We start from the raw sequence: 24,159 nt of genomic DNA on the forward strand, positions 1-24,159 counted from the left end.
TTATTGATGAAGGCAAAAAGTAGCTTGACATATTTTAAGTCTAGGTACTATTTGAAATGTTTTCCAAAAAAAATGCCCTTATCTAGTGGATAAGGGCATTTAAAATCTTTCGAATTTGTTATAACAAACCATAAAGGCCGTTTGCGTATGTTCTAAGTGAGGCTGATACCGAACTCATTTTTTCAGGAGATGGTCCCTTCACTTTATATGCCTCTGGATGAAGTTCTAATGGTTGATCGGTTGAATTTTCTGTTAGGTTTTTGTTGCCTAAAGTAGCATTTTGTTCTTCGCTTAATTTTAAAGGTGCCATGTCGTATCTATTTATATTGTTAAAACAGGCCTGAGAACGATTTGTTTTTCGAATTCATTTAAAATTGAAGATTTTTAATCATTTTATTCTATGCTGGAAATCCAGTTTTCTGTGCTCGAAACTTTAACAGGCTCAACTGAAGAAACAATTCTTAATATGCCGCCTCGGTTGATATCTTCTTGCGTAATATAATTTCTATTAAAGGGCTTGCCATTAAGAAACAGCTGTTTAATATATTTATTTTTCGGGCTGAAATTAGCAACCTCTACCTTAAATGTTTTTGCATTTGGCAAGCGGAAGGTAACTGATGGAAATAGCGGTACGTTAAGATAGTAAACCGGCCAGCCTACGCAAGCAGGAGAGAATCCGCTTGCCGTAAAAACATACCACGCACTCATTGCTCCTGCATCATCGTCCATAGTTCGTAGATAAGCTTCAGGTTGATTCTTATAGATTTTACCAATATAACTTCCAATCCCCCTACTATTATCATTGAAATAATTTTGAATAACGGTATCGGCGGCCAATTGGTGCATCCAATATTGAGATTTATATCCTTGCCTGGTTACGTTATACATCAATGGCACCTGTAAATCAGGCTCATTGGCATGGTTATACAAATCTCTAGCAAAAAATTCATCCAGCTTGGCAATGTAGCCTTCCTCTCCCCCATCAAGTGCCATCAACCCTTTAAAATCGTAAGGAACAAACCATCTGTATTGCCAAATGGTACCTTGATACAAACCTCTTGCCTGCATCTGGTCAACATCCCGTTTACTCATATCTTTAAAATCCTTGTTCCAATAGGTTCTATATTCGAGTGCTTTGTTTTTATAAATCTCTGCCTTTTCAGGCTGCTTTAAAATCGTAAAAATTTCTGCCAAAGCCCAATTATCATAGCTCGATTCTAGTGCCTTATCAGGCGATTTGTAATCTAATCCCTTAACTTCTTTCTCCAGCGAATCAGCAATACCCGCAAAATCGACAGGATAACCTTTGCGATAGGCATCCAATAAAACCACAATTGCATGTTCACTGCGAACAGTATTTGATGGTTCGCTTTGACCTGCATAATCCTTCTTTCCTGAATGGTACAAATCAGCAATGGAAGTAACCATTCCGGCGTAGCGTTCTGGTGTAATGATGGAGAGCAACGGCAGTTGCGTACGATAATTATCCCAAATGGCCCATCCATTGTATCTTATTTCTTTGGCTTTCCGAAGTTCACCCTTGGTATTGCGGTATTGTCCATCCTGATCAGAAATAACATAGGGAGATTGCATAGTACGATAAAGAAGCGAATAAAAAAGCTTGGCATTATCAACATCGCCACTCACCTCAATTTTAGCCAGATTTTTGTTCCATTCCGCAGCACTTTTATCTTTAATGGCTTCTAGCGTTTGATCTAAAATGGCCGATTTTGCCGATTCGACACTAACAGAAGAGAGTGCCACATTTATTTCTGCTGAAGTAGCTGCAGCATTTAGTTTGGCAACTAATTTATGTTCTGATAGTTTTTCCCAGTTCACCTTGCTCGTAATTTCCAGATAATAGTAAATCCGGTATTTACCTACGCCACATGTCGTTTTTGATTCTATCCAGCCCGAAACAGCATTCCCATCTACAACATGTTCTTCCGTTACAAAAGCGCCATTAAATGCATAGCCTAAATCGAGATAAATCCCTTTTTCTCCTTTGGGATAATGATAAACATGCTTGCCTGCGTTAGCTGCAACAGCAAAGCTGGCATCAATTTTATTTTCAAAACCTACCTGGTAATACCCCGGTCCAGCTTTTTCAGTTGATTTGATTAACGTAGACTGCATTGGATCCTTCCCTAAAAAGGGTTTGATAAAAATATTTCCACCCGAACCCTGGCAGCCTACTCCTTCAAAACGATTGTGTGTAAATCCTTCAAACTTTTTAGCCAGATACTCGTAACCGGTGTGGGTTTTTGGATAGGTTTGAGGGCCAATACTTAACATACTGAATGGATAAGATGCCGCTGGCGACATTTGCCCATGATCTCCTGAAGAGCCCAAAAAAACGTTCACTAAATCAACCGGCCGTTGCGTTTTGATGGAAAAAGGAACGGCTTTCTTTTGTGCCAGAACATTCAAATGGAGAAGAAAAATAGTAGCGATAATATTAAGTGCAAGTTTCATATGGGGGATGTAAAATCGGCCTAAAATAGCATTTTAGCGTGAAGTACAGGTTATGTTATACTTTCTTTACAAAGGCTATTCTTGACCAAAAAAAAAGCCATTCCGGTGTTTCCGAAATGGCTTATAAAAATTGTTTAGCTTCTTACTTGATCGTTACCGGAACAGATACTTTATCCCAATCTAAAGAAAAACCAGTCTTAGTGATTTTATAAATTAAACGCTCTTGAGTAGCTTTTAAAGGTTTGGTTTTCACCTCAACACGTAAAGCATCTTTTGCCTCTTCGTATTTATAGGCACCCCATTGCTTTGGTTCTTTATTAAAAATTGCTGTCCAGGTACCGCTTTCTTTCGGGATTAAAAAGAAGCTATATTTTCCAGCAGCAAGTGCTTTACCTTCAACCATAATATCTTTATCAGTGGTAAAAGTGGTCGCCTCATTGGCACCTGCACGCCATACTTTATCGTAAGCTTCTAAACCACCCCAAATTTTACGTCCTTTAACAGCAGGGCTGCTATAAGTGATAGTAATGGTAGCGCCTTTAACTTTTCCTGTAACGGTTGCCGAAGGACTTGGTTTTGGCTGAGCGGCATCTTGCGCCATTGCACTTACTGAAATCGTTATTGCGGTAAAAAGCAATGCAACAGATTTAATCATCGTTTTCATAGTAATATTATTTATTTGTTTTTGTTGTTTTGAGTTTACGAATCTAATGCTTTGCGCCGATAAAATAATAATCCTAAAGTCGAAAAAATTATTACTGCAGCGGCACCGACTACGTTTAACCAAAGGAATGATACCACATCAAATTCATAAACACCAATAACTACAATTTCAGCTAGAATAGCCGAAATAAAAACAATTGATCCGTTAATTTTCTTAAAATAAAAAGCAACCAGGAAAATACCGAGAATAGGACCGTAGAAAAGAGAACCAAGAACGTTTACCGCCTCAATAAGTGAACCCATTTGTGTGGCAAACATGGCTACCGCAATAGAAAATATCCCCCAACCCAAAGTATGTAACCTACTGTACTTTAGCTCCGTGGCATCGTCCATGGCTCGCTTACTGAAAACTAAATGCACATCTTTTAATGAACAGGCGGCCAATGAATTTAAGGCCGCTGAAATAGACCCCCAGCTGGCTAAAAAGATGACGGCAAACAATAACCCAATCATACCCACTGGCAAAGTATTTTTAACGAAATACAGAAAAATATAATTGGTATCCGTTTTCTCGGCATTAAAATTTGCTTTATTAATGGCCACCTCTACCCTGCTGTGCAAATCTTTAACATCTTTTTGGGTTTCTTTAAAATTCGCAATTGAAGCATTTAATTCTGGAGAGTTTTTTTCTCGTTGAGCTAAAATAGCCTTCGACTGGGCATTAAACTTTTCTTCAAGCAGTTGATGTTCGCCCTCAAAAACCGCAGCCTGCTGTGGTTGTGTTTCTTTTAAATATTGATAAGAACGTTCATTGAAATAAATAGGCGCTGGTTTTAGTGAGAAGAAAGCAAACAGTAATGCACCGATTAAAAGAATGGCAAACTGCATTGGAATTTTAACTAAACCATTTAACAGCAAACCCATTTTGGCATTGGTATTATCTTTGGCGGTAATGTAGCGGCCCACCTGACTTTGATCGGTACCGAAATAAGAAAGTGCAAGAAAAAATCCACCGATTAAGCCGCTCCAGATGTTGTATTTGTCTTTCCAGTCGAAATCGGTAGTGATCACATTCAGCTTTCCTGATTTACCAGCAAGATAAAGCGCATCGCCGAAACCAACGCCATTAGGCATGTTTTGAACCAATAAATACCCAGCAAATGCCATGGTACCCAGAATGATCAGGAACTGAAGCTTTTGGGTATGGGCAATAGCTTTTGCACCACCAACGTAAGTATAAATTAATAGAATTCCACCGGTTAAAACATTGGTTAAGTAAATATTCCAGTTTAAAACACTTGATAGAATAATACTTGGCGCATAGATGCTGATCCCGGTTGATAATCCCCTGGAAAACAAAAATAACAGCGAGGTTAAAACCCTCGTTTTTTTATCGAAACGTTGCTCCAGATATTCATATGCGGTATAAACATTTAGTCGCTGAAATATCGGAATAAAGGTAATGCAGATGACGATCATCGCCAATGGCAAACCAAAATAATACTGAACGAAACGCATTCCATCAGTATAGGCTTGGCCGGGCGCAGAAAGAAAGGTAATGGCACTGGCTTGGGTAGCCATAATGCCTATAAGCACAATGTACCAAGGCATTTGGTTGTCGGCTTTTAAGTATGAGGCATTACTTTTTTGCCCCCTGCCGATAAAAACACCGTAAGCCACAACAGCCAGCAGAGTAAATATGAGTACTAACCAATCAATATTACTCATGCCCAAAATCTAGTAAACAGGTAATAAAATACAATTTGGAAAACCAGTGCTAATGCAAGCAAAACGTACCATGTATTCCAATTTTTGAGCTGGTTTTTCATCCTACTTCCCTGCTGATATAAAGTTGAAAAACAACCTTGCGGCACCTATATTTCCTGCTGGCAATTGCCTGAAAAATGCAAGTGGTGTGTAAATAAAATTGCCTTTACCGTATTTTGCATATAATGTAGATCCTTTTAACGGCTCTTCCCCAGTATCATTCATTTCGAAGAGTGTCTCGTATTTATCATCCCATTTATCTGGGAAATAAGCGCCTCGTTCCTGTACCCAACCATTAAAATCTTCTGCGGTAATTTTATTCGGATAACTTAACAGTTTATGATTTGGATTAAGAAATTTAACAGCGGCATTTTCTTCTGTAACCCTTTTACTGCTAATACTGAATGGATATATGCCAAAATCTTGCAAAGCCATATCTTGAGTGGTGTTGTATTGCATCACCATTGTTCCACCGTTTTCTACATAGCTTTTAAGCGCCACCTGCCAATTTTTAATCCGTTTATCTGTGTTTATTACCCTCACGCCTGTTACAACGGCATCATAAGATGCCAACTTGCTTGGATTTAAAATATCGGCTTCGGTTAAAACATCAACCTGCAAACCAGCCTGGCGCAAAAACTCAGGAATTAAATCTCCTGCACCCTGGATATAGCCCACCTTTTTCGCCAACACTTTTACATCGCCTTTTAATAACCAGGTTGTGGCTGGAACAAAGTATTGCAGCGATGGCAAATGTGGATACTGGATCATCACCTGGCCTTTTGTAAACTCACTATTTTCTGAAGAAAAAACAACTTCAAGCTTATTTTGAGGAGTTTTTATTTTCGCCAGATCGCCAGCAGGCAATATAAAATCTTTAATTGTAATGGTATTCTCTGGCAAATTGATACCAGTGAAAGTGGCTATAGTTGCATTTCCTACCCTAAAAATCACTTTACCATAATTGATGTATTTGTTGGCCTTTAAGCGAAGGGTTACTTTCAAATCTTCCTTCTCTTTTGCGAAATAAACCGGTTCGGCAAAACTTAAATCCATTGCCGGAATAATCCTCAACTGCTCTACCACATCACCCTTTACCGGGTCGAGTTTTTTATATGAAAGTGGAAGTTTAACCGTAAACTTGTCGCTTCCGATTTTTAAAACAACCGAAACATTTAATGGAGATGCAAGCTCTGGCAAACCGATCAATGTATCATTGGCCACGCTAAATGTTGCTGCATTTTTCGCCGGTTTTTCTAACCAGTAAGGTTCTGTAAGCGCTGCATTTAAAGGGATTTGAATTTTACGCTGGATGTTGATCAGCGAATCGCCAGAAATCCTTCTATTTAACACATCAGTTTGATTGATCCAATTAACCTGTTCAAGAATTACTGGTGGAGCCCCTCTCGAAATTACATTTAAACTGAAGTTGTAGCTGCTGCCTGCAATAGCCTCTGCCTGGTTAGTGACCACTTCGCCCATAAAACCTGTGCAGCTTAAAATAATGTGATCTATCGCATTCAGTTTGTCTTCCTTCAATCTCACATCCTGAATTTCCAAAATTCTTTTACGCAGCATTAACAAGCCATGCAAGCTTTTATCTGGATGATTATAATCGAAAGATAACAGAATAATATCAATCAACTCATCAATGTTATCAATTCCTTTTTCCGACCAATTCAGCGGAATTTTATCAAAAAGACTTTCTTTTGCAGGAACGCCCGCAACATGGGTAAAATATTCTGTCCTAACTCCCGCTACAGATTGCGTTCCCGCTCCCTGACTTTTATGTAAACTTCGGCTTAACCCAGCCAGTTCGCCATAACCCATTCCGAGTTGTGGATCGAATTGCCCTACAGTAACCTTCAATTGATTTTCGGAGGTGGTATTTACCGAACCGAAGCGAAAAGTGTTCCAAAGCAATCTTTTCGGTTGCCAAACATCAACATACCTTAACTGGTTTGGAAACATATTTCTATCTGCAGCTGCTTTAAATGCCTTTTCGGCAACCACCGCAGATGCCGCATGTTGCCCGTGCCCTGCAGCCGCAGTTGGCGGAAAACGACAAATAATTACATCGGGTCTGAATTTTCTGATTACCCAAACTACATCTGCGGTAATGCTATCCGCATCCCACTGTTTAAAAGTATCATCGGTATTTTTAGAGAAGCCAAAATCAATTGCCCGGGTAAAAAACTGTTGTGCCCCGTCCAGTTTTCTTGCTTCCAACAACTCATGCGTTCTGATCAATCCCAAAGCAGCACCCTGTTCGGTTCCTAACAAATTTTGTCCTCCATCACCTCTGGTTAATGACAAATACGCAGTTTCTACATTTTGTTCATTTATTAGCCAGGATAACAAACCGGTATTTTCATCATCGGGGTGTGCCGCGAGGTAAAGAACCTTTGGAATATGCCGAAGCGTTTTAATTTCACGAAAAATTTCAGATGACTTTGCTGGCCTAACTTGTTGAGCGAAAGAGAAAAAACAGATGAAACAGGAAATGAATACCAGGGTTAGCTTTTTAAACATAGAATTTGCTTTGTGAGACAAAGATGCTTAAAATGGTTTTATTTAGCGTAGTAGAAATGAAAAAGGTACAAATAAAGAATAATTATTAATCCTTAATATTGCACCATAAATTACACCCATGAACGGCATCGTCCTCATCATTGATGATGAAAAAAAAATCTGCAGCCTGCTTTCAAGAATTATTGAGCTGGAAGGCTTTAAAACCCTTCAGGCGAATACCGGTAAAGAAGGCATAAATCTTTTAAAAAACAATGATGTAAGCATAGTGATCAGTGATGTAAAGTTGCCGGATGTAAACGGCGTAGCGTTGGTAAAAGATATAAAATCGCTCAAGCCTTATACCGAGGTGATCAACCTTACAGCATATGGCACCATTGCTGATGGTGTTTTAGCGATAAAAAACGGCGCTTTCGATTATCTCGTAAAAGGTGATGACAACGAAAAGATCATTCCGTTGCTTTATCGGGCGATGGAAAAGGCTAACCTTCAGCAACGTATTTTTGAACTTGATAAGAAAGTAAATTCAAAGCATAGTTTCGCAACAATTATCGGCCAATCAAAAGCATTAAAAGAGGCCATTGATCTAGCAAAGCGAGTAAGTAAAACAGATACTACCGTTTTACTTTTGGGCGAAACAGGAACAGGAAAAGAAGTTTTTGCCCAGTCTATTCATCAGGAAAGTCCAAGAGCTGCCAAGCCTTTTATTGCGTTGAATTGTAGTGGTTTTTCTCCAGAATTGCTGGAGAGTGAACTTTTTGGTTATAAGGCTGGTGCATTTACAGGAGCAAATAAAGATAAAAAAGGCTTATTAGAAGAAGCGAATGGTGGTACTTTGTTTCTCGATGAAATTGGCGAAATGGTTCTCGATTTACAGGCCAAACTTCTTCGGGTGCTGGAAAACCAAAGTTTTATAAAGGTGGGCGATACTCTAACGCAGCAGGTGAATGTGCGTGTGCTTGCTGCAACAAATAAAGACTTAAAAGTTGACGCAGCAGAAGGTAAATTCAGGGCTGACCTTTATTACCGACTTTCTGTTTTTACAATAACGCTACCACCACTAAGAGAAAGAAAAGCAGACATACCTGCGTTGGCAGCATATTACCTGAGCGAATTTTCGATCAAAGTTAACCGACCAGGATTAAAAATGACCGACAATATATTGAACGCTTTTCAGCAGTATAGTTGGAAAGGAAATATTCGCGAGCTAAAAAATGTAATTGAAAGACTGGTCATTCTTTCTGATGGAGCCCAATTAAATACCGCAGCACTTCCACCTGATTTTTTTGAATTTACCCCTCAGGAAAATAAATTTAACTTAAATCAAATCGAAAAACAGCACATCCAAAAGGTATTGATCCACACCAAAGGAAACAAAACAGAAACCTCAAGATTGTTGGGCATTGGCTTAACCACACTATACCGGAAAATTGAAGAATATGGCATAGGAGAATTGTAGAATCGTCGCCTTATCTTAAGCGGCAATTCGAATTTTGTTGAGATGAAAGGAACAACTTACTTTTAAATTTTGCTTCAGCAGTTTTGAGAGATCACTCCAAAACGAAAAAAACCCTTCCATTTTGGAAGGGTTTTTTTATGCTTAAAATTTCAATAAAACATATAAACATCTTGCAATCAGCAAATTAAAATCTCCCCGTACTCATCGGCATAAGAGTTGGCAATAGGCATTTCATAAAACAATAAGTTATGACAATTATCCTATTACTCGTAATCCTTCTGCTCTGTTGGGCAACTTACAAATCAATTGATTGGTTCGAAAAAATTTAAAGCCATGTTAGCACTATTCATCATCGCAATCGCCGTATTTATCTATATGATTTACGTATTGATTAAACCTGAAAAATTTTAAAAACAGAGAATATGGATAGCGGGGAATGGAGAATCGGAAATAGCAAATAGCCTATTCACAGATATTCTAGGCAATGGGAAATAGCAAATAGAATGATAGTCTATTTCCAAATAGCTACTTCCCATTTCCAAATATCTATTCCCCATCTCCTCCTTCATAACATCCTATTCTCCAAAAACAAAAAAAATGAACACTGAATTAATTGGCATTGTTGCCACATTCCTCTTAACCTTAATTATCGCCTTCCCGTTGGGGAAATATTTGGCGAAGGTTTTTGCAGGAGAAAAAGTTTGGACAGACTTTTTAAAGCCGCTCGAAAATGGAATCTACAAATTATCCGGCATCAATATTAAGGAGCAAATGAACTGGAAACAACAGCTAAAAGCTTTACTAACCATAAATATCTTGTGGTTGGTTTACGGTTTTTTTATGCTGATATTTCAAAATAAGCTCCCATTTAATCCTGATGGTAACCCTGGTATGACGCCAGATTTGGCTTTCAATACCATTATTAGCTTCGTAGCAAACTGTAACCTTCAACATTACTCGGGCGAAAGTGGCGTCAGCTATCTCACTCAACAATTTGTGCTGATGTTTCTTCAGTTTGTAAGTGCTGCTACAGGTATTGCAGCGGCGGTTGTATTATTTAAAGCTTTCAGAGATAAAACAACCATCTTACTTGGTAATTTTTGGGAGTTTTTTATAAAGGCGATTACCAGATTATTGCTGCCTCTATCTATTGTTATTGCGCTAATTTTAACCTTTAACGGAACGCCGGCCAGTTATGATGCTAAAGATCAATTTCTTTCCGTACAAGGTGATACAGTAAATGTTTCTCGAGGACCAGCGGCGCAAATGATTGCCATAAAACATTTGGGAACGAATGGCGGAGGGTATTTCGGTGCAAATTCTGCCCACCCATTCGAAAACCCAAGTTATTTAACCAATATGGTCGAAATGATTGCCCAGGTAATTATTCCAATTGCAATGGTTATCGCCTTCGGCTATTTCATCAGAAGAAAAAAACTAGGCTGGACGATTTTCGGCGTGATGACCATCGGGTTATTTATGCTGATGATTCCAACCCTAAGCTCGGAACTCGGTGGAAACCCAGCGCTAACCAAAATGGGAATTGCACAAACTACAGGCGCAATGGAGGGCAAAGAAGTTCGTTTCGGACCTGCCGCAACTGCCTACTGGAGCACGTTAACTACCGTAATTTCTACAGGTTCGGTTAATGGAATGCATGATAGCACGATGCCGCTAACAGGTTTATGGCAATTGCTAGCCATGATGATTAACGGCTTGTATGGTGGTTGTGGCGTTGGCTTGCTAAACTACTCTATCTATTTAATAATCGCAGTTTTTATTTCAGGATTAATGGTGGGCAGAACGCCGGAATTTTTAGGTCACAAGGTGGAAGCAAGAGAAATCAAAATTGCGGCGATCATCACTTTATTAAGTCCGTTTTTGATCCTGGCTGGCACGGCGATTTCAAGTTACGTGTTTACCAATTATGCTGATGCAGGGTGGGCAACACAGCCGAAAAACTGGTTAAATAATCCAGGCTTCCATGGTTTCTCCGAAATGTTGTACGAGGTTACTTCCGCTAACGCAAACAATGGTTCTGGATTTGAAGGTTTAGGCGATAATAATGTATTCTGGAACCTGCTTACCGGAGTTATTATCTTTCTTGGTCGTTTCTTACCGATTATTGGTCCGGTTGCCATTGCAGGTTTGCTTGGCGCTAAAAAGTTCATTCCTGAATCTGCCGGAACATTAAAAACCGATACAAAAACTTTTGCCTTGATGACGTTCGCCGTGATTTTAGTGCTCAATGCATTGTCTTACTTTCCAGCCCTGGCCTTAGGACCTTTGGCAGAATATTTTTCAATGGTAGGGAAATAGGGAATGGAGAGGATGAGAATAGAAATAAGAGAATGGGAAATAGGCCAAGAGGAAATGGAGAAGAGAATGGAAATAGACATATTGTATATATCATGCATCCAATCGATTTCCTATTCCCTATTATCCATTCCCTACTACCTATTACTCATTCTCTATTCTCAAGCTCACAATTATCCTATCCTTTTCTTAACCATATTAATAAAGCCCAACAACAATTTAAAAATCAAATCTAACTGGATGGAAACTTTATCAAAATCATCAAGTGTAATAAATTCTAGTTCTCTGGATAAGAGTAGCAAAGTATCTAGTTCGCTTGCAGAACCGAGGGCAATGTACAGGAACTGCTGTAGCTCTTTATCCGACCTCCTGGCCGAGCCTTCTGCAATATTTACAGGTATAGAAGTACAAGCTCTGCGTATCTGTGAAGTCAGTCCGAACCTTTCATCCATTGGAAATTTCGAAGTAACTGAGTATAGAGTTTTAACCAAATCAAAACTTTGTTTCCATGCTTCTAAATTCTGGTGTGGTTTCATAAGTGAGGGCGTTAAATTATTTGAATATACAAATATCAAGTTTAAGGTTAACTTATTTTCAACCAATGATTTAAGATTCCCAATCAGTTTCCAATTCCCCATTACCAATTTTCAAATTAATTAAAAATCAAAATGAAACCCAATAATAAATTGTTCGAACCTGCTTTAGTGCAAACTGCATTGAAACAATCTTTCATCAAACTAGATCCCAGATTAATGGTTCGCAACCCAGTGATGTTTACCGTAGAGGTAGGCACACTCGTGATGGCATACGTTACGGTCTATTCTTTTAACCACAGCGGACAAGGCTCCTTTCTATATAATTTTTTCATCTTCCTGGTACTTCTATTAACCGTTTTGTTTGCCAACTTCGCAGAGGCGATTGCCGAAGCAAGAGGAAAAGCGCAGGCCGATAGCTTACGTAAAACACGCGAAGAAACGCCAGCAAAAGTTCTTTTAGCTAACGGAACGATTGAAATTCGTTCATCAAATCAATTAAAAAAAGGAGATGTTTTTGTTTGTGAAACGGGTGACACCATTCCAACCGATGGCGAAATTATAGAAGGCATTGCTACCATTGATGAGTCGGCCATTACCGGAGAATCTGCACCAGTAATTCGTGAATCGGGTGGTGATAAATCTTCAGTAACCGGCGGAACCAAAGTATTATCTGATGAAATAAAAGTTCAGGTAAGTACAGCTCCAGGCGAAAGTTTTTTAGATAAAATGATTGCTTTGGTTGAAGGTGCGTCCCGCCAGAAAACCCCAAATGAAATCGCCTTAACTATTTTATTAGCCAGTTTTACCCTGGTATTTATCATTGTTTGTGTAACGTTAAAACCATTTGCCGATTACGCCAATACACCGATTACCATTGCAGCTTTAATTTCACTTTTCGTTTGCTTAATTCCCACTACTATTGGCGGTCTATTATCAGCCATCGGCATTGCCGGAATGGACAGAGCTTTAAGAGCAAACGTGATTACCAAATCAGGTAAAGCGGTGGAAACGGCTGGCGATATTGATGTTTTATTATTGGATAAAACCGGAACGATCACCATCGGAAATCGCAAAGCAACCCACTTCTACCCTACTGCCGGCATAGTGATTAAAGATTTTACCGATGCCTGTGTTTTAAGTTCGCTTGCAGATGAGACTCCGGAAGGAAAATCAATTATTGAGTTGGCAAACGAGCAGGGCTTTAAAAATTCAGGCACACCAGCAGGTTCAACATTTATTAAGTTCACAGCCGAAACCCGCTCCAGCGGATTAGATACTGCCGACGGAAGAAGGATTAGAAAAGGTGCGTTCGATTCTATTAGAAATATTGTTGAAAAAGCAGGAAATATTTTTCCTTCGGATATTGCAGACCATGTGAAAAGCATCGCAACCAACGGCGGAACGCCATTAGTGGTTTCTGAAAATGAAAAAGCTTTAGGGGTAATCGAATTGCAGGATATCATTAAACCAGGCATTAGCGAACGGTTTGAGCGTTTACGCAAAATGGGTGTTAAAACAGTAATGGTAACGGGCGATAATCCCTTAACTGCTAAATACATTGCCGAAAAAGCCGGTGTAGATGACTTTATTGCTGAGGCAAAACCAGAGGATAAAATGAACTACATTAAAGACGAGCAGGCTTTAGGCAAACTTGTTGCGATGATGGGCGACGGCACAAACGATGCGCCTGCACTTGCCCAGGCAGATGTTGGTGTGGCCATGAACAGCGGAACACAAGCTGCTAAAGAAGCTGGCAACATGGTAGATTTGGATAATGATCCAACCAAATTAATTGAGATTGTAGAAATTGGAAAACAGCTATTAATTACCCGTGGCACGCTAACTACTTTCTCTATCGCAAATGATGTGGCCAAGTATTTCGCTATTGTTCCAGCCTTGTTTATTGCTTCAATTCCTGCCTTGCAAAGTTTAAATATTATGGGCTTGCACACACCAGAAAGTGCGATTATGTCGGCAGTGATTTTCAATGCGATAATCATTCCGATATTAATCCCACTGGCGCTTAAAGGCGTGGCTTACAAGCCAATTGGCGCTACAGCATTGCTCCGCAGAAACTTATTTATCTATGGCATCGGAGGTATTGTCGCTCCGTTTATCGGCATCAAATTAATTGATTTAGTAATTGGCTTATTTGTTTAAAAATAGGGAATAGAGAATTGGAAATAGAGAATAGATTCAGGAAATAATGGCAATTAGCCCATTTACTAATACCTATTTCCAAAAATCCATTCCGCTAAAAAATAAAATCTATTCCCTATTCACTATTACCCATTTCCCAATATCAACAACCACTTATTTCTCTTAAAATTTAAATAAAAATGAAAAAATACATCATACAGTCGCTACGCTTAACCTTAGTTTTAATCGTATTATTATGCATCATCTACCCCTTCAGCATTGCTATAGCTGGAAAACTTGCTGCAGGAAATGGCGGGGGCGAGAAAATTGTAAAAAATGGCAAAACAATCGGCTACGAATTATTGGGCCAATTTTTTACCAAACCCGAATATTTCTGGGGCAGACCATCTGCTGTTAAGTACAATGCTGCAGGCTCGGCCGGCTCAAACAAAGGACCATCTAATCCCGATTATTTAAAAGAAGTTCAATCCAGAATTGATACCCTTTTGAAATATAATCCTGGCTTACAAAAATCAAATATCCCTGCTGATATGGTTACGGCATCGGGCAGTGGTTTAGACCCAAACATCTCCGAGCAAGGTGCAGAAATTCAGATAGCAAGAGTAGCCAAAGCAAGAAATATCACTCAACAAAAGGTGAAGGAATTAGTGGCTATGAATACCCTAAAACCTTTATTTGGATTGTTCGGCCCATCATCAGTAAATGTTTTGAAACTGAATTTGGCATTGGATAACTTGTAATTCGACAAATCGTCATTGCAAGGCACGAAGCAATCCTACAACGAAAATTATCAAGCAGCAAGTGCATTAAGATTGCTTCGTACCTCGCAATGACGACCGCTTTAAAAAATCAGAATCTTAAACGGCGTCCGTCATTTCGACTGGAGCGCAGCGGAACGGAGAAATCTTTGAACCTTTCAACATATTATCCAAAGATTTCTCCACTACGGTCGAAATGACGGCCGATTAAAAAAACCTTGAAATCCACACAATAATAATGAAAAAATTAATCACCCTTATCACAACATTAACAGCATCCCTAACTGCTTTCGCACAAGATGAACCCAAAGTAAAATTCTCCGGTTACCTGGAAACTTACTATAGTTACGATTTTAACAAACCAGCCGACCATAGCAGACCTGCTTTCATTTACTCGCACAACCGGGCCAATGAAGTGAATTTAAACCTAGGTTTTATCAAAGCAGCTTACGAAAGTGGTTCGATCAGGGCGAATTTAGCGCTGATGGCTGGTACCTACACCAATGCGAATTTAGCCGCAGAGCCTGGCGTACTTAAAAATATTTTTGAAGCCAATGCCGGCGTAAAACTTTCCAAAACAGAAAATCTATGGATTGACGCAGGGATATTTTCCTCACACATCGGATTCGAAAGCGCCGTTTCGAAAGACTGTTGGGTTTTAACAAGAAATATTTCTTCAGAAAACACACCTTATTATGAATCTGGAGCTAAAATCACCTATGGAACAAAAGATGGGAAATTAACAGCGACCCTACTCTACCTCAACGGATGGCAAAGAATTACCCGCCAAAATGGAAACAATAAACCTGCAGGTGGTTTGCAGTTAACCTGGAAACCAACGCCAAAAATTACGGTTAATTATAGCAATTACCTCGGAACAGAAGGTGCAGATTCCGTTCGCGTAAACCGTTTCTACCACAATATTTATGGTATCTTCCAGCTCAGCGATAAATTCGGACTAACACTCGGTTTGGATTATGGTACTCAACAGCAATCAAAAGAAAATCACAGCAAAAATGAGGTGTTTTCTCCGGTAGCTATTGCGCAATACAAATTTGCAGAGAGATGGGAAGTAGCCGGTCGGTTTGAATATTACGAAGACAAAAACGGCATTTTCATATCTACGGGAACACCAAATGGATTTAAAACGAAAGGTTATTCTTTAAACGTAGATTATTCGCCAATTCCAAATGCGGTAGTCAGGTTGGAAGGTAAAACTTATGATAGCAATGACAAAATTTTTGCTAGAGAAAACAATTCCGTTAATGCCAATACAACATTAACAGCAAGTATTGCTGTTTCATTTTAAAATATTGCCACGGAAGCACGAAATCACAGAATATTTCGGCGCCAATCTAACGCCTCGACTGTGTATTTACAGACTGAAACGCTAACAAACAAGTAATGGTCTGTGTGGACACAGACCATGGGAAAAGTTAGAGTAGTGCTCATTAGTTGAAGATTCTTCGTTCCTCGGAATGACAAAAAGTAAAATATCAATGCAAGAAAAAGACGATTCCAACGCCTCGGTCTGTGTCTTCACAGACCGAAACGCTAACAAACAAGTAATAGTCTGTGGGGACACAGACCATGAAAAAGTGAAAATAGTGCTCATTAGTTGCAGATTCTTCGTTCCTCAATGACAAAAAACATAACATCAATGCAAGAAAAAGACGATTCGGTTAAACATTTTATCGAACTCATACAAAAATCGAGAAGGGGCAAACTTAAGATTTATATTGGGATGAGTGCTGGTGTGGGCAAAACCTATCGAATGCTGCAGGAAAGCCATGCGCTTTTAAGAAATGGCATCGATGTTTGCATTGGCTATGTGGAAACGCATAGGCGGGTAGAAACGGAAGCCTTGGTGAATGGTTTGCCCCTAATAGCCAGGAAGAAAATTTTTTACCGGGGAAAAGAAATTGAGGAGATGGATTTGCAGGGAATTTTGAATCGGCACCCTGAAATTGTTGTGGTTGATGAACTGGCGCACACCAATGCCGAAGGAAGTAAAAACGGCAAACGCTGGCAAGACGTTTTCGATTTGCTGGAAGCTGGTATCAGCGTGATTTCAGCGGTTAATATTCAGCATCTGGAGAGTATTAACGAAGAAATCGAACGCATCACGGGCATCAACGTAACGGAACGTATTCCCGATAAAATCCTGGAAATTGCTGATGAGATTGTGAATATTGACTTAACGGCTGATGAATTAGTTACGCGTTTAAAAGAAGGCAAAATTTACGACAAAAGTAAAATTGAACAGGCTTTGTCGAATTTTTTTCAATCAGATAAAATTTTGCAGTTGAGAGAGCTGGCCTTAAAGGAAGTAGTTCATCAGGTGGAGCGGAAAATTAAAACCGAAATACCAAAATCTGTTAAGTTGAGGTCGGAAAAGTTTTTAGCCTGCATCTCTTCTAATTCGGAAACTGCTGGTGTGGTTATTCGAAAAACAGCAAGGCTTGCCTCCTACTACCACTCTCCCTGGATGGTGCTTTACGTACAGAGTGATGCAGAAAGTTTCGATAAAATCAAGCTCGATAAACAACGTCATCTCATTAACCATTTTAAACTCGCTACAGAACTAGGGGCCGAAGTGGTGAAAACAAAAAGCAATCAAATTACCCAAACCATTATTAACATGGCGATAGAAAAAGAAATCACCACCATTTGTATTGGAAAGCCACATTTAAATATTTTCCAGGTAATCATGCGAACGGCAATTTTTAATCAGCTGTTGCGTAATTTAGCTGCCAAAGAAATTGATTTGGTTATACTTTCTTAAAAATTTAACCGCGAAGCACACAAAGAAAAGGCGCAAAGAACACAAAGACTAGGACAATTAACTTTGCGCTTCTTTGCGAAAAACTTGGCGAGCTTTGCGGTTAACAAATTAAACCACCATGAAAATTAAAACCAAGCTTCGTCTCGGATTCGGGTTCCTCTTTATAATTGTTTTATCCTTCGGATTAATTGCGTTATTTTTCTTAAACGAGCTTTCAGATAAATCAAAAGTGATCCTGAAAGACAATTACAAATCCTTAAAATATGTTGCTGCAATGCGAACTATTTTGGATGAAGGAGTATTTCCATTATCGACACGACAAGCGCAAATATTTGAAGATAACTTAAAAAACGAGGGCCAAAATATCACCGAGAATGGTGAAAAAGTCGCTTATCAAAACCTGGTTTTAGCTTACAAGAAATTGCAGCAACCTACCGGAAAAATCGATTTGAAAACCTTACGATCTGCACTGCAAAGTATCGAAGAAATAAATATGAAAGCCATCTACGATAAAAATGAACTGGCAAACAAAACGTCGGCCAACGCCAATTTGTATATTTCTATTGCAGCGGGTTTAAGTTTTTTAATTCTATTTACTTTCATTGTTAATTTCCCTGGCTTTGTAGCTAATCCGTTGGCAGAATTTAGCGATGCAATTAAACAAATCAGCAGGAAAAACTACAAGCAACGTTTGCATTTCAATAATCAAGACGAATTTACAGAACTTGCAGATGCGTTTAACGTCATGGTAAAGAAACTGAACGAGTGGGAAAATAGTAACCTCTCCAAAATAAAGTCAGAAAAATCGAGAATTGAAGCCATCATTGCACAAATGCAAGATGCCATTATTGGGTTAAATGAAAAAGGCGAAGTGTTGTTTCTAAATCATTTGGCAGCAAAGCTGATGAGTGTTGATGAGGAAAAAATTATTGGCCAGAACATCACCGAACTGGTTAAAAAAAATGAATTGCTCAAAAGAATTACCCAACCCGAAACGGAGGATAAAACCCTTAAAATATACGCCGATGAAAAGGAATCTTACTTCCTTTTGGAAAACCGCGAAATCGTGATCCCAAATTATGATGAGCAGGATGAAAAAGCGCTGACTGCATCGTCAAAATCTGCAGGAAGTGTTTACGTGTTAAAAAATATTACTCAATTTAAGGAACTTGATGAAGCCAAAACAAATTTCATTGCTACGGTTTCGCATGAGTTGAAAACTCCCCTGTCATCCATTAAAATGAGCTTGAAGCTCCTTAACGATCATCGGGTAGGTTCGGTAAACGAGGAACAAAATCAGCTACTCAACCACATTAAGGAAGATAGTGACCGGCTCCTAAAAATCACTGGTGAATTACTGGATTTATCGCAGGTAGAAACCGGAAATTTGAAGTTAACATTTGCCCTAACCGAGCCAAAGGAAATTGTAAATTATGCTTTAGATGCCGTAAAATTTCAGGCTGAACAGAAACTAATTCAACTCGAACTCAACTGCGCTGAAAATTTACCAAAGGTGAATGCCGATATTCAAAAAACAGCTTGGGTTTTGGTAAACTTTTTATCGAATGCCCTACGTTATAGTTCAGAAAAATCGAAGGTTGTGATTGATGTTTTTCATAGAGATAATTTCGTTCAATTTTCGGTAAAAGACTATGGAAAAGGAATCGAAGAGAAATATCAAAAACGATTATTCGACCGCTATTTCCAGGTACCTACTGATGGGCAAAACAAATCTGGTTCTGGATTGGGCTTAGCCATATCAAAAGATTTTATCGAAGCAGAAGACGGAAAAATATGGGTAGAAAGTGCGCTTGGAGAAGGAAGTAAGTTTAGTTTTGTGTTGCCAAGTGTAGCATCTATTTCTGCAAATAGTTAAGAAAAGAAACGTAAACAATAAGTGGAGCCGAAGGGATTCGAACAGTTGTCCATTGTTATTTGAACACTAAGTTGGCTAAACAATGTAAGGTTCCATTTCTTTATCAATGCTTTTTCTTAACTCCATTAATTTTATAGCGTAGCCATGCATGGCAATTTCCTTTTCAGTTTTCGGCTTAAAGGTAGGAATTTGTTGTGGCTGGCCCTCATCATTTACCGCTACAAAAACAATGATACAGTGTGTGTTTTTAACAAAATCGGCTTTACCCACAGGTTTTGAATAAGCATCTACAGCGATGTGCATACTGGTTTTACCCGTGTAAATAATCCTTGCTTCCATTTTCACCAAATGCCCGATATGTACGGGATGGAAAAATCGGATACCGCCTACGTAAACCGTTACGCAGTAAGATTCACTCCATTGCAAAGCACAGGCAAACGCAGCCTGGTCAATCCACTTCATCATCATACCCCCATGAACTTTGCCGCCATAATTTACATCAGATGGTTCGCTTAAAAATTGTAGTTCGATGTGGTTTTTGGTTCTGGCCATAATGGTGAGTTTGCGTAGATTAAGTTATCAACCGCAAAGTACAAAAAGTGAAAACGCAAAGAAAGAAATTTGGATTTTTTAAATGAAAACTTGAGCATTATTGTTCCGATGCATGCTATTGTGAGGATTAGTCTACTTCATATAAATCAATATAAATGACTTTAAGAAAGGTCGTCATTGCGAGGTACGAAGCAATCCTACAACGGTAGCTATTAAACTTTTCGCTTTAAGATTGCTTCGTACCTCGCAATGACGAAAAGCCTATCATAAATCACACAGAAAATCATAATCTGCGTAAATCATTTTAATTTGCTGGTGTATTTTTCAAAAAATACCATTAAAAAAGTCGTTCCAAATGGAACGACTTGAAATGAAATAAATCACTGAAAAACTTAACGTTCTTCATAGTTGAACTTACTTCGCCATGATGCTGATTGCATAACCACCACCCGGCGCACAATTCAACGTTAATTTCGTTTTATTAGTCATTTCCATTTTACGAATGGTATATGCTTTAGGATTAGTTTCGTAATGCGCATCCTTCGCATCGGCATAAATGGTTGCCGTATATTTTTTACCGGCATCTAAAAAGCTGAAATCTATTTTCGACGTACGGGCAATTTCATCATTGGTGCGACCCACAAACCAATTATTTTTGCCTTTGGCTTTGCGGGCGAAAGTAATGTAATCGCCAGGCTCAGCTTCTAAAACTTTGGTATCATCCCAATCAACCGCCACATCTTTAATAAATTGGAAAGCATCCATGTATTTATTATAAGTTTCAGGCAAATCGGCCGCCATTTGCAGCGGACTATACATGGTAACATAAAGTGCAAGCTGACGGGCAAGTGTGCTGTGAACAAATGAATTATTTTCTGGATTATAAGCACTCACCTTCGTTTCGAAAATGCCAGGTGTGTAATCCATCGGACCACCAATTAACCTCGTAAATGGCAAAATAGTCGTGTGGTCGGCATTGTTCCCACCAAATGCTTCATATTCTGTTCCTCTGGCGGATTCATTACCAATTAAATTAGGGTAAGTACGGGCCAAACCAGTCGGCCGAACCGCTTCATGTGCATTTACCATAATTTTATATTCAGCTGCTTTTTGGATGGCATACAAATAATGATTATTTAACCACTGTCCATAATGATGTTCGCCACGGGGAATCATATTACCCACATAACCACTCTTTACTGCATCGTACCCATTGGCTTTCATAAACCTATAAGCAGTATCAATGTGTCTTTCGTAATTACGAACAGAAGAAGAAGTTTCGTGGTGCATTATCATTTTGATGCCTTTGCTAGCTGCATAGCGATGCAATTCTTTCACATCAAAATCAGGATAAGGCGTTACGAAATCGAAAACATAATCTTTTGTTTTCCCAAACCAATCTTCCCATCCTTCGTTCCAGCCTTCAACCAATACCGCATCCAAGCCATTTTTAGCAGCGAAATCTATGTATTCTTTTACGTGAGCGGTGTTTGCTGCATGTTTACCATTTGGTTTTGTTTTAGCATAATCGGTTACACCCAACTGTACACTAGTTAAATTGTTATAAGCCCAGGTACTTTTTCCAGTGATCATTTCCCACCAAACGCCAACATATTTGGTAGGCTTAATCCATGAAACATCTTTAAATTTTGTAGGTTCGTTAAGGTTGTAGGTTAATTTCGATGTTAAAATATCAGCCGCTTTATCACTTACGATGATGGTTCTCCATGGTGATAAACACGGCGCTTGCATATAACCCTTATCCCCTACCGCATCTGGCGTTAACCAAGATTCCAAAACCATATTTTTATCATCGAGATTCAATGACATTAACGAATAGTTGATTAACGCTGCCTCGTGAATATTGATGTACAGACCGTCTTTGCTTTTCATCATTAAAGGCGTTTGTAAACCGGTTGGCGAAAAAGTAGTTTGAGATGCATTTGGTGTAACCGCAGCCTTCATTTTACTGCGAACTTCTGATAAATTTGAAGTTACCGTAATGTATTCTTGCGTATCATAATCACCCGGCAACCAAAATGCTTTGTGATCTCCTGCTAAGGCAAATTGCGTTTTTTCTTCTTTGATTACGAAATAATCAAGATTCTTTTGCTCCGGAAACTCGTATCTAAATCCTAAACCATCATTAAATAAGCGTAACCGGATGATGATGAAACGATTCGTTTCCTTCTGTGTTAAAGTTATAGCCAGTTCGTTGTAATGATTTACAATTTCTTTCACTTCTCCCCAAACCGGTTTCCAGGTTTCGTTGAAGGTATTGGTCTTAGAATCGGTAATGGTAAAACCATTTAAGAGTGATTTACCGTCTTTTAATTCTAAACCTAGTTTACTGGTTTTGATTACTTCTTTACCTTTATACTTTAAGCTATAGGTTGGTACGCCACCGTCAGTCAATAAAAAATTGGCTACTAAGTTTGCATCAGGCGATTTTAATTCCTGTCCGGAAACGTTCCCGGAAAAAAGAAAAATGCAAATGAATACCAGAAGTTTATAAAGGTTAAGGGATTTGTTGGTTAGATTTTTATTCACTTTATATAATTTAATTTTTGTAATTCTTTTATTTGGCATGGTCATTTCTACCTTTCGTAGAAATTTTTAAAGTTCTCTCCATTCCGCTGCGCTTCAGTCGAGATGAGGTGACGACCGACTTAGGACACATCGCTTAGCCATCTCTTCATGCTGAATTTATTTCAGCGATTTTCTCAACAAGTCGCCATTTTATTAAGGCCCTGAAATGAATTCAGGGTGACGACCGACTCAAGATAATTCGCTTGGACATCTCGTTTTGCTGAATCTACGTTAGTAATTCTCGTATTTATTTTACCGTCATTCTGAACGCAGTGAAGAATCCATAACCGAACAGCACTACATAAAATTAACCCACTAATTTTTGTAACTAAATTTTTTCGGGTTAGCATTCCAGACCATTAGATTCTTCACTGCGTTCAGAATGACAAACGTTTGAAACTAATCCAACAGCAATGTTTCATCGTCATCAGTTAAACTTAACTGAATACTATCGCTACCGGCGATTCCTTCAATTGAGCCACGAATGTGCGTTGCATTTAACAATACTTTTTCAAGTTGCTTTTCTCGTGCTTTCCACAAACGTTCCATGGCATCACGTTCCCTTTGGATGGATAGTTTCATACTCATAAAACCTTCACGAATAGCTTTCCATTGCTCTGAAAATTCAGCTCCGGTGAGGTAATCGTAAAGCATGTGCATTTTATCTCCACGATTTTCCTGCGATTTCATAGCGCTTGATAACCGCAAAATTCCATCACGCAGCACATAAGCCACTGCATTTACTTCTTCGAAAGAGCAAATCCAAACCCCGTCTTTTTGTCCAAAGCAATCCATACCTTTTGGGTAACACTGACTTACAATTACCGCCACATCAACGCCCATGCTTCGCATATCTTTCTTCAGCTTTTCAATCCAGTCGCCACCAAAATCTTTCGTACGCTTGCTCTCATAAATAATTTTTCCGCATTCCTGTCCGAAATTGTTGCGCACCACCTGCACACAATCGGCACCACGAACCCCCTTCCCTACTTCTTCAATCAAATCGAAGGGAAAATTACTCCGCAACAATTCCTCTAAAATCAGTTCTTGGACTTCGCCTTGCAGCTGCATGCTGCCCTGCTCGGCCTTACGCTTCATTTCTTCGGCCAGTTTTTTCTGATCATCGAGTTGTTTCTCCAGCTCTTTTAAGCGGAGCTGATGTTCGGTATCTTTAATGCTATTTTTTTCGGCTTCCTGTTTACGAATTTGCTCTACTAACTCATTGCGTTGCTCCTGCATTTTGCGTTGGAAAGCCAATTCCATCTCCTCTTCCTTAATTTTTAAGCTTTCCTCACGTTTCAAAAACTGAAGTTCCTTGTCCCGTGCCAGTCTTAATTTTTCGGCATTGTCCTTTGCAGAACCTTCCAGCATTTGAAGTTTGGTTTCATAATCTGAAGCAATACTTTTACGCAAATTCTCTTCTAAATCGCCCTTGAGTTTGTTTTTCTCTTCAACCAGCTTTGCATCAAAAGCCTTTTGCTGTAGTTGCTTTTCATTTTCTATTGTGGCAAGTTTACGTTGAAATTCTTCATCTTTTTGTTTGGTAAAAGTGACCATTTTCTCACGCAACTCTTTCTTATAATCTTCGGCCATTGCTTCTTCCATCGGAAAAACATGGGCACAGTTCGGACATTTAATTTCGGTGGCCATAAATAATTTTTCTACTTCATAAAAAACTGAAGCGCTACAAAGAT

General features: G+C 39.0%; 17 protein-coding genes. 8 read left to right on the plus strand and 9 right to left on the minus strand.

Annotated elements, in window-relative coordinates; genetic code table 11:
* Window positions 1–118: 118 nt before the first annotated feature.
* From ACZZZC_RS19980 to ACZZZC_RS20000, 5 genes are all read right to left on the minus strand, one after another.
* Window positions 119–310, minus strand: coding sequence for a hypothetical protein (locus tag ACZZZC_RS19980; RefSeq protein WP_463488027.1), 192 nt, complete (start codon window positions 308–310; stop codon window positions 119–121).
* 83 nt (window positions 311–393) lie between these two features.
* Complete coding sequence (locus ACZZZC_RS19985; RefSeq protein ID WP_463488028.1) at window positions 394–2,475, minus strand: glycoside hydrolase domain-containing protein; 2,082 nt, start codon at window positions 2,473–2,475, stop codon at window positions 394–396.
* 142 nt (window positions 2,476–2,617) lie between these two features.
* A complete protein-coding gene (locus tag ACZZZC_RS19990; protein ID WP_463488029.1) occupies window positions 2,618–3,139 on the minus strand; it encodes a DUF2911 domain-containing protein in 522 nt (173 codons plus the stop codon).
* A 35-nt stretch (window positions 3,140–3,174) separates the two neighbouring features.
* Entirely contained in the window at window positions 3,175–4,866 is a 1,692-nt protein-coding gene (locus ACZZZC_RS19995; RefSeq protein WP_463488030.1) for a sodium:solute symporter family protein, read from the minus strand.
* Between the two features lie 102 nt (window positions 4,867–4,968).
* Entirely contained in the window at window positions 4,969–7,437 is a 2,469-nt protein-coding gene (locus tag ACZZZC_RS20000) for a PIG-L family deacetylase (RefSeq protein ID WP_463488031.1), read from the minus strand.
* Window positions 7,438–7,555: 118 nt separating this feature from the next.
* On the opposite strand from ACZZZC_RS20000, the gene ACZZZC_RS20005 reads away from it, so the two are divergent.
* The 3 genes from ACZZZC_RS20005 (at window position 7,556) to kdpA (ending at window position 11,212) form a co-directional block, all read left to right on the plus strand.
* Window positions 7,556–8,893: a sigma-54-dependent transcriptional regulator gene (locus ACZZZC_RS20005; protein ID WP_463488032.1), complete on the plus strand. Its 1,338-nt coding sequence runs from the start codon at window positions 7,556–7,558 to the stop codon at window positions 8,891–8,893.
* A gap of 333 nt (window positions 8,894–9,226) precedes the next feature.
* Entirely contained in the window at window positions 9,227–9,304 is a 78-nt protein-coding gene (locus ACZZZC_RS20010; protein WP_082468366.1) for a potassium-transporting ATPase subunit F, read from the plus strand.
* Between the two features lie 186 nt (window positions 9,305–9,490).
* Window positions 9,491–11,212: a potassium-transporting ATPase subunit KdpA gene (kdpA, locus tag ACZZZC_RS20015; RefSeq protein WP_463488033.1), complete on the plus strand. Its 1,722-nt coding sequence runs from the start codon at window positions 9,491–9,493 to the stop codon at window positions 11,210–11,212.
* Between the two features lie 170 nt (window positions 11,213–11,382).
* On the opposite strand, the gene ACZZZC_RS20020 is transcribed toward kdpA, so the two are convergent.
* On the minus strand, window positions 11,383–11,745 hold the full coding sequence (locus ACZZZC_RS20020) for a four helix bundle protein (protein WP_463483743.1): 363 nt from the start codon (window positions 11,743–11,745) through the stop codon (window positions 11,383–11,385).
* 132 nt (window positions 11,746–11,877) lie between these two features.
* Here ACZZZC_RS20020 and kdpB point away from each other — a divergent pair, with 132 nt between their 5' ends.
* The 5 genes from kdpB (at window position 11,878) to ACZZZC_RS20045 (ending at window position 19,324) form a co-directional block, all read left to right on the plus strand.
* The gene (kdpB, locus tag ACZZZC_RS20025) at window positions 11,878–13,905 is read left to right on the plus strand and encodes a potassium-transporting ATPase subunit KdpB (protein ID WP_463488034.1); all 2,028 of its coding nucleotides are present in this window, start codon (window positions 11,878–11,880) and stop codon (window positions 13,903–13,905) included.
* 179 nt (window positions 13,906–14,084) lie between these two features.
* A complete protein-coding gene (gene kdpC / locus ACZZZC_RS20030; RefSeq protein ID WP_463488035.1) occupies window positions 14,085–14,645 on the plus strand; it encodes a potassium-transporting ATPase subunit KdpC in 561 nt (186 codons plus the stop codon).
* A 256-nt stretch (window positions 14,646–14,901) separates the two neighbouring features.
* Window positions 14,902–15,972 carry a porin gene (locus ACZZZC_RS20035; protein WP_463488036.1) on the plus strand — a complete coding sequence of 357 codons (1,071 nt, stop codon included), beginning with the start codon at window positions 14,902–14,904 and terminating at the stop codon, window positions 15,970–15,972.
* Window positions 15,973–16,323: 351 nt separating this feature from the next.
* Window positions 16,324–17,448, plus strand: a complete 1,125-nt coding sequence (locus ACZZZC_RS20040; protein ID WP_463488037.1) for a sensor protein KdpD — start codon at window positions 16,324–16,326, stop codon at window positions 17,446–17,448.
* Window positions 17,449–17,566: 118 nt separating this feature from the next.
* On the plus strand, window positions 17,567–19,324 hold the full coding sequence (locus tag ACZZZC_RS20045) for a HAMP domain-containing sensor histidine kinase (protein ID WP_463488038.1): 1,758 nt from the start codon (window positions 17,567–17,569) through the stop codon (window positions 19,322–19,324).
* A gap of 75 nt (window positions 19,325–19,399) precedes the next feature.
* Here the strand turns inward: ACZZZC_RS20045 and ACZZZC_RS20050 are convergent, their stop codons facing one another.
* The 3 genes from ACZZZC_RS20050 to ACZZZC_RS20060 all read right to left on the minus strand — a co-directional run bounded on the left by ACZZZC_RS20050 (window position 19,400) and on the right by ACZZZC_RS20060 (window position 24,115).
* A complete protein-coding gene (locus ACZZZC_RS20050) occupies window positions 19,400–19,876 on the minus strand; it encodes an acyl-CoA thioesterase (RefSeq protein WP_463483749.1) in 477 nt (158 codons plus the stop codon).
* A 414-nt stretch (window positions 19,877–20,290) separates the two neighbouring features.
* A complete protein-coding gene (locus ACZZZC_RS20055) occupies window positions 20,291–22,426 on the minus strand; it encodes a glycoside hydrolase family 97 protein (RefSeq protein ID WP_463483750.1) in 2,136 nt (711 codons plus the stop codon).
* Between the two features lie 438 nt (window positions 22,427–22,864).
* Entirely contained in the window at window positions 22,865–24,115 is a 1,251-nt protein-coding gene (locus tag ACZZZC_RS20060; RefSeq protein WP_463488039.1) for a DUF2130 domain-containing protein, read from the minus strand.
* Between the last annotated feature and the right edge of the window lie 44 nt (window positions 24,116–24,159).

This window comes from Pedobacter sp. AC212, assembly GCF_979258625.1.

Coding starts and splice junctions, on each gene's coding strand:
- kdpA (WP_463488033.1), top strand. CDS start 9,491: ATGAACACTGAATTAATTGGCATTGTTGCCACATTCCTCTTAACCTTA.
- ACZZZC_RS20020 (WP_463483743.1), bottom strand. CDS start 11,745: ATGAAACCACACCAGAATTTAGAAGCATGGAAACAAAGTTTTGATTTG.
- ACZZZC_RS20050 (WP_463483749.1), bottom strand. CDS start 19,876: ATGGCCAGAACCAAAAACCACATCGAACTACAATTTTTAAGCGAACCA.
- ACZZZC_RS20060 (WP_463488039.1), bottom strand. CDS start 24,115: ATGGCCACCGAAATTAAATGTCCGAACTGTGCCCATGTTTTTCCGATG.
- kdpB (WP_463488034.1), top strand. CDS start 11,878: ATGAAACCCAATAATAAATTGTTCGAACCTGCTTTAGTGCAAACTGCA.
- ACZZZC_RS20040 (WP_463488037.1), top strand. CDS start 16,324: ATGCAAGAAAAAGACGATTCGGTTAAACATTTTATCGAACTCATACAA.
- ACZZZC_RS19990 (WP_463488029.1), bottom strand. CDS start 3,139: ATGAAAACGATGATTAAATCTGTTGCATTGCTTTTTACCGCAATAACG.
- ACZZZC_RS20045 (WP_463488038.1), top strand. CDS start 17,567: ATGAAAATTAAAACCAAGCTTCGTCTCGGATTCGGGTTCCTCTTTATA.
- ACZZZC_RS19980 (WP_463488027.1), bottom strand. CDS start 310: ATGGCACCTTTAAAATTAAGCGAAGAACAAAATGCTACTTTAGGCAAC.
- ACZZZC_RS19985 (WP_463488028.1), bottom strand. CDS start 2,475: ATGAAACTTGCACTTAATATTATCGCTACTATTTTTCTTCTCCATTTG.
- kdpC (WP_463488035.1), top strand. CDS start 14,085: ATGAAAAAATACATCATACAGTCGCTACGCTTAACCTTAGTTTTAATC.
- ACZZZC_RS20000 (WP_463488031.1), bottom strand. CDS start 7,437: ATGTTTAAAAAGCTAACCCTGGTATTCATTTCCTGTTTCATCTGTTTT.
- ACZZZC_RS20010 (WP_082468366.1), top strand. CDS start 9,227: ATGTTAGCACTATTCATCATCGCAATCGCCGTATTTATCTATATGATT.
- ACZZZC_RS20005 (WP_463488032.1), top strand. CDS start 7,556: ATGAACGGCATCGTCCTCATCATTGATGATGAAAAAAAAATCTGCAGC.
- ACZZZC_RS20035 (WP_463488036.1), top strand. CDS start 14,902: ATGAAAAAATTAATCACCCTTATCACAACATTAACAGCATCCCTAACT.
- ACZZZC_RS19995 (WP_463488030.1), bottom strand. CDS start 4,866: ATGAGTAATATTGATTGGTTAGTACTCATATTTACTCTGCTGGCTGTT.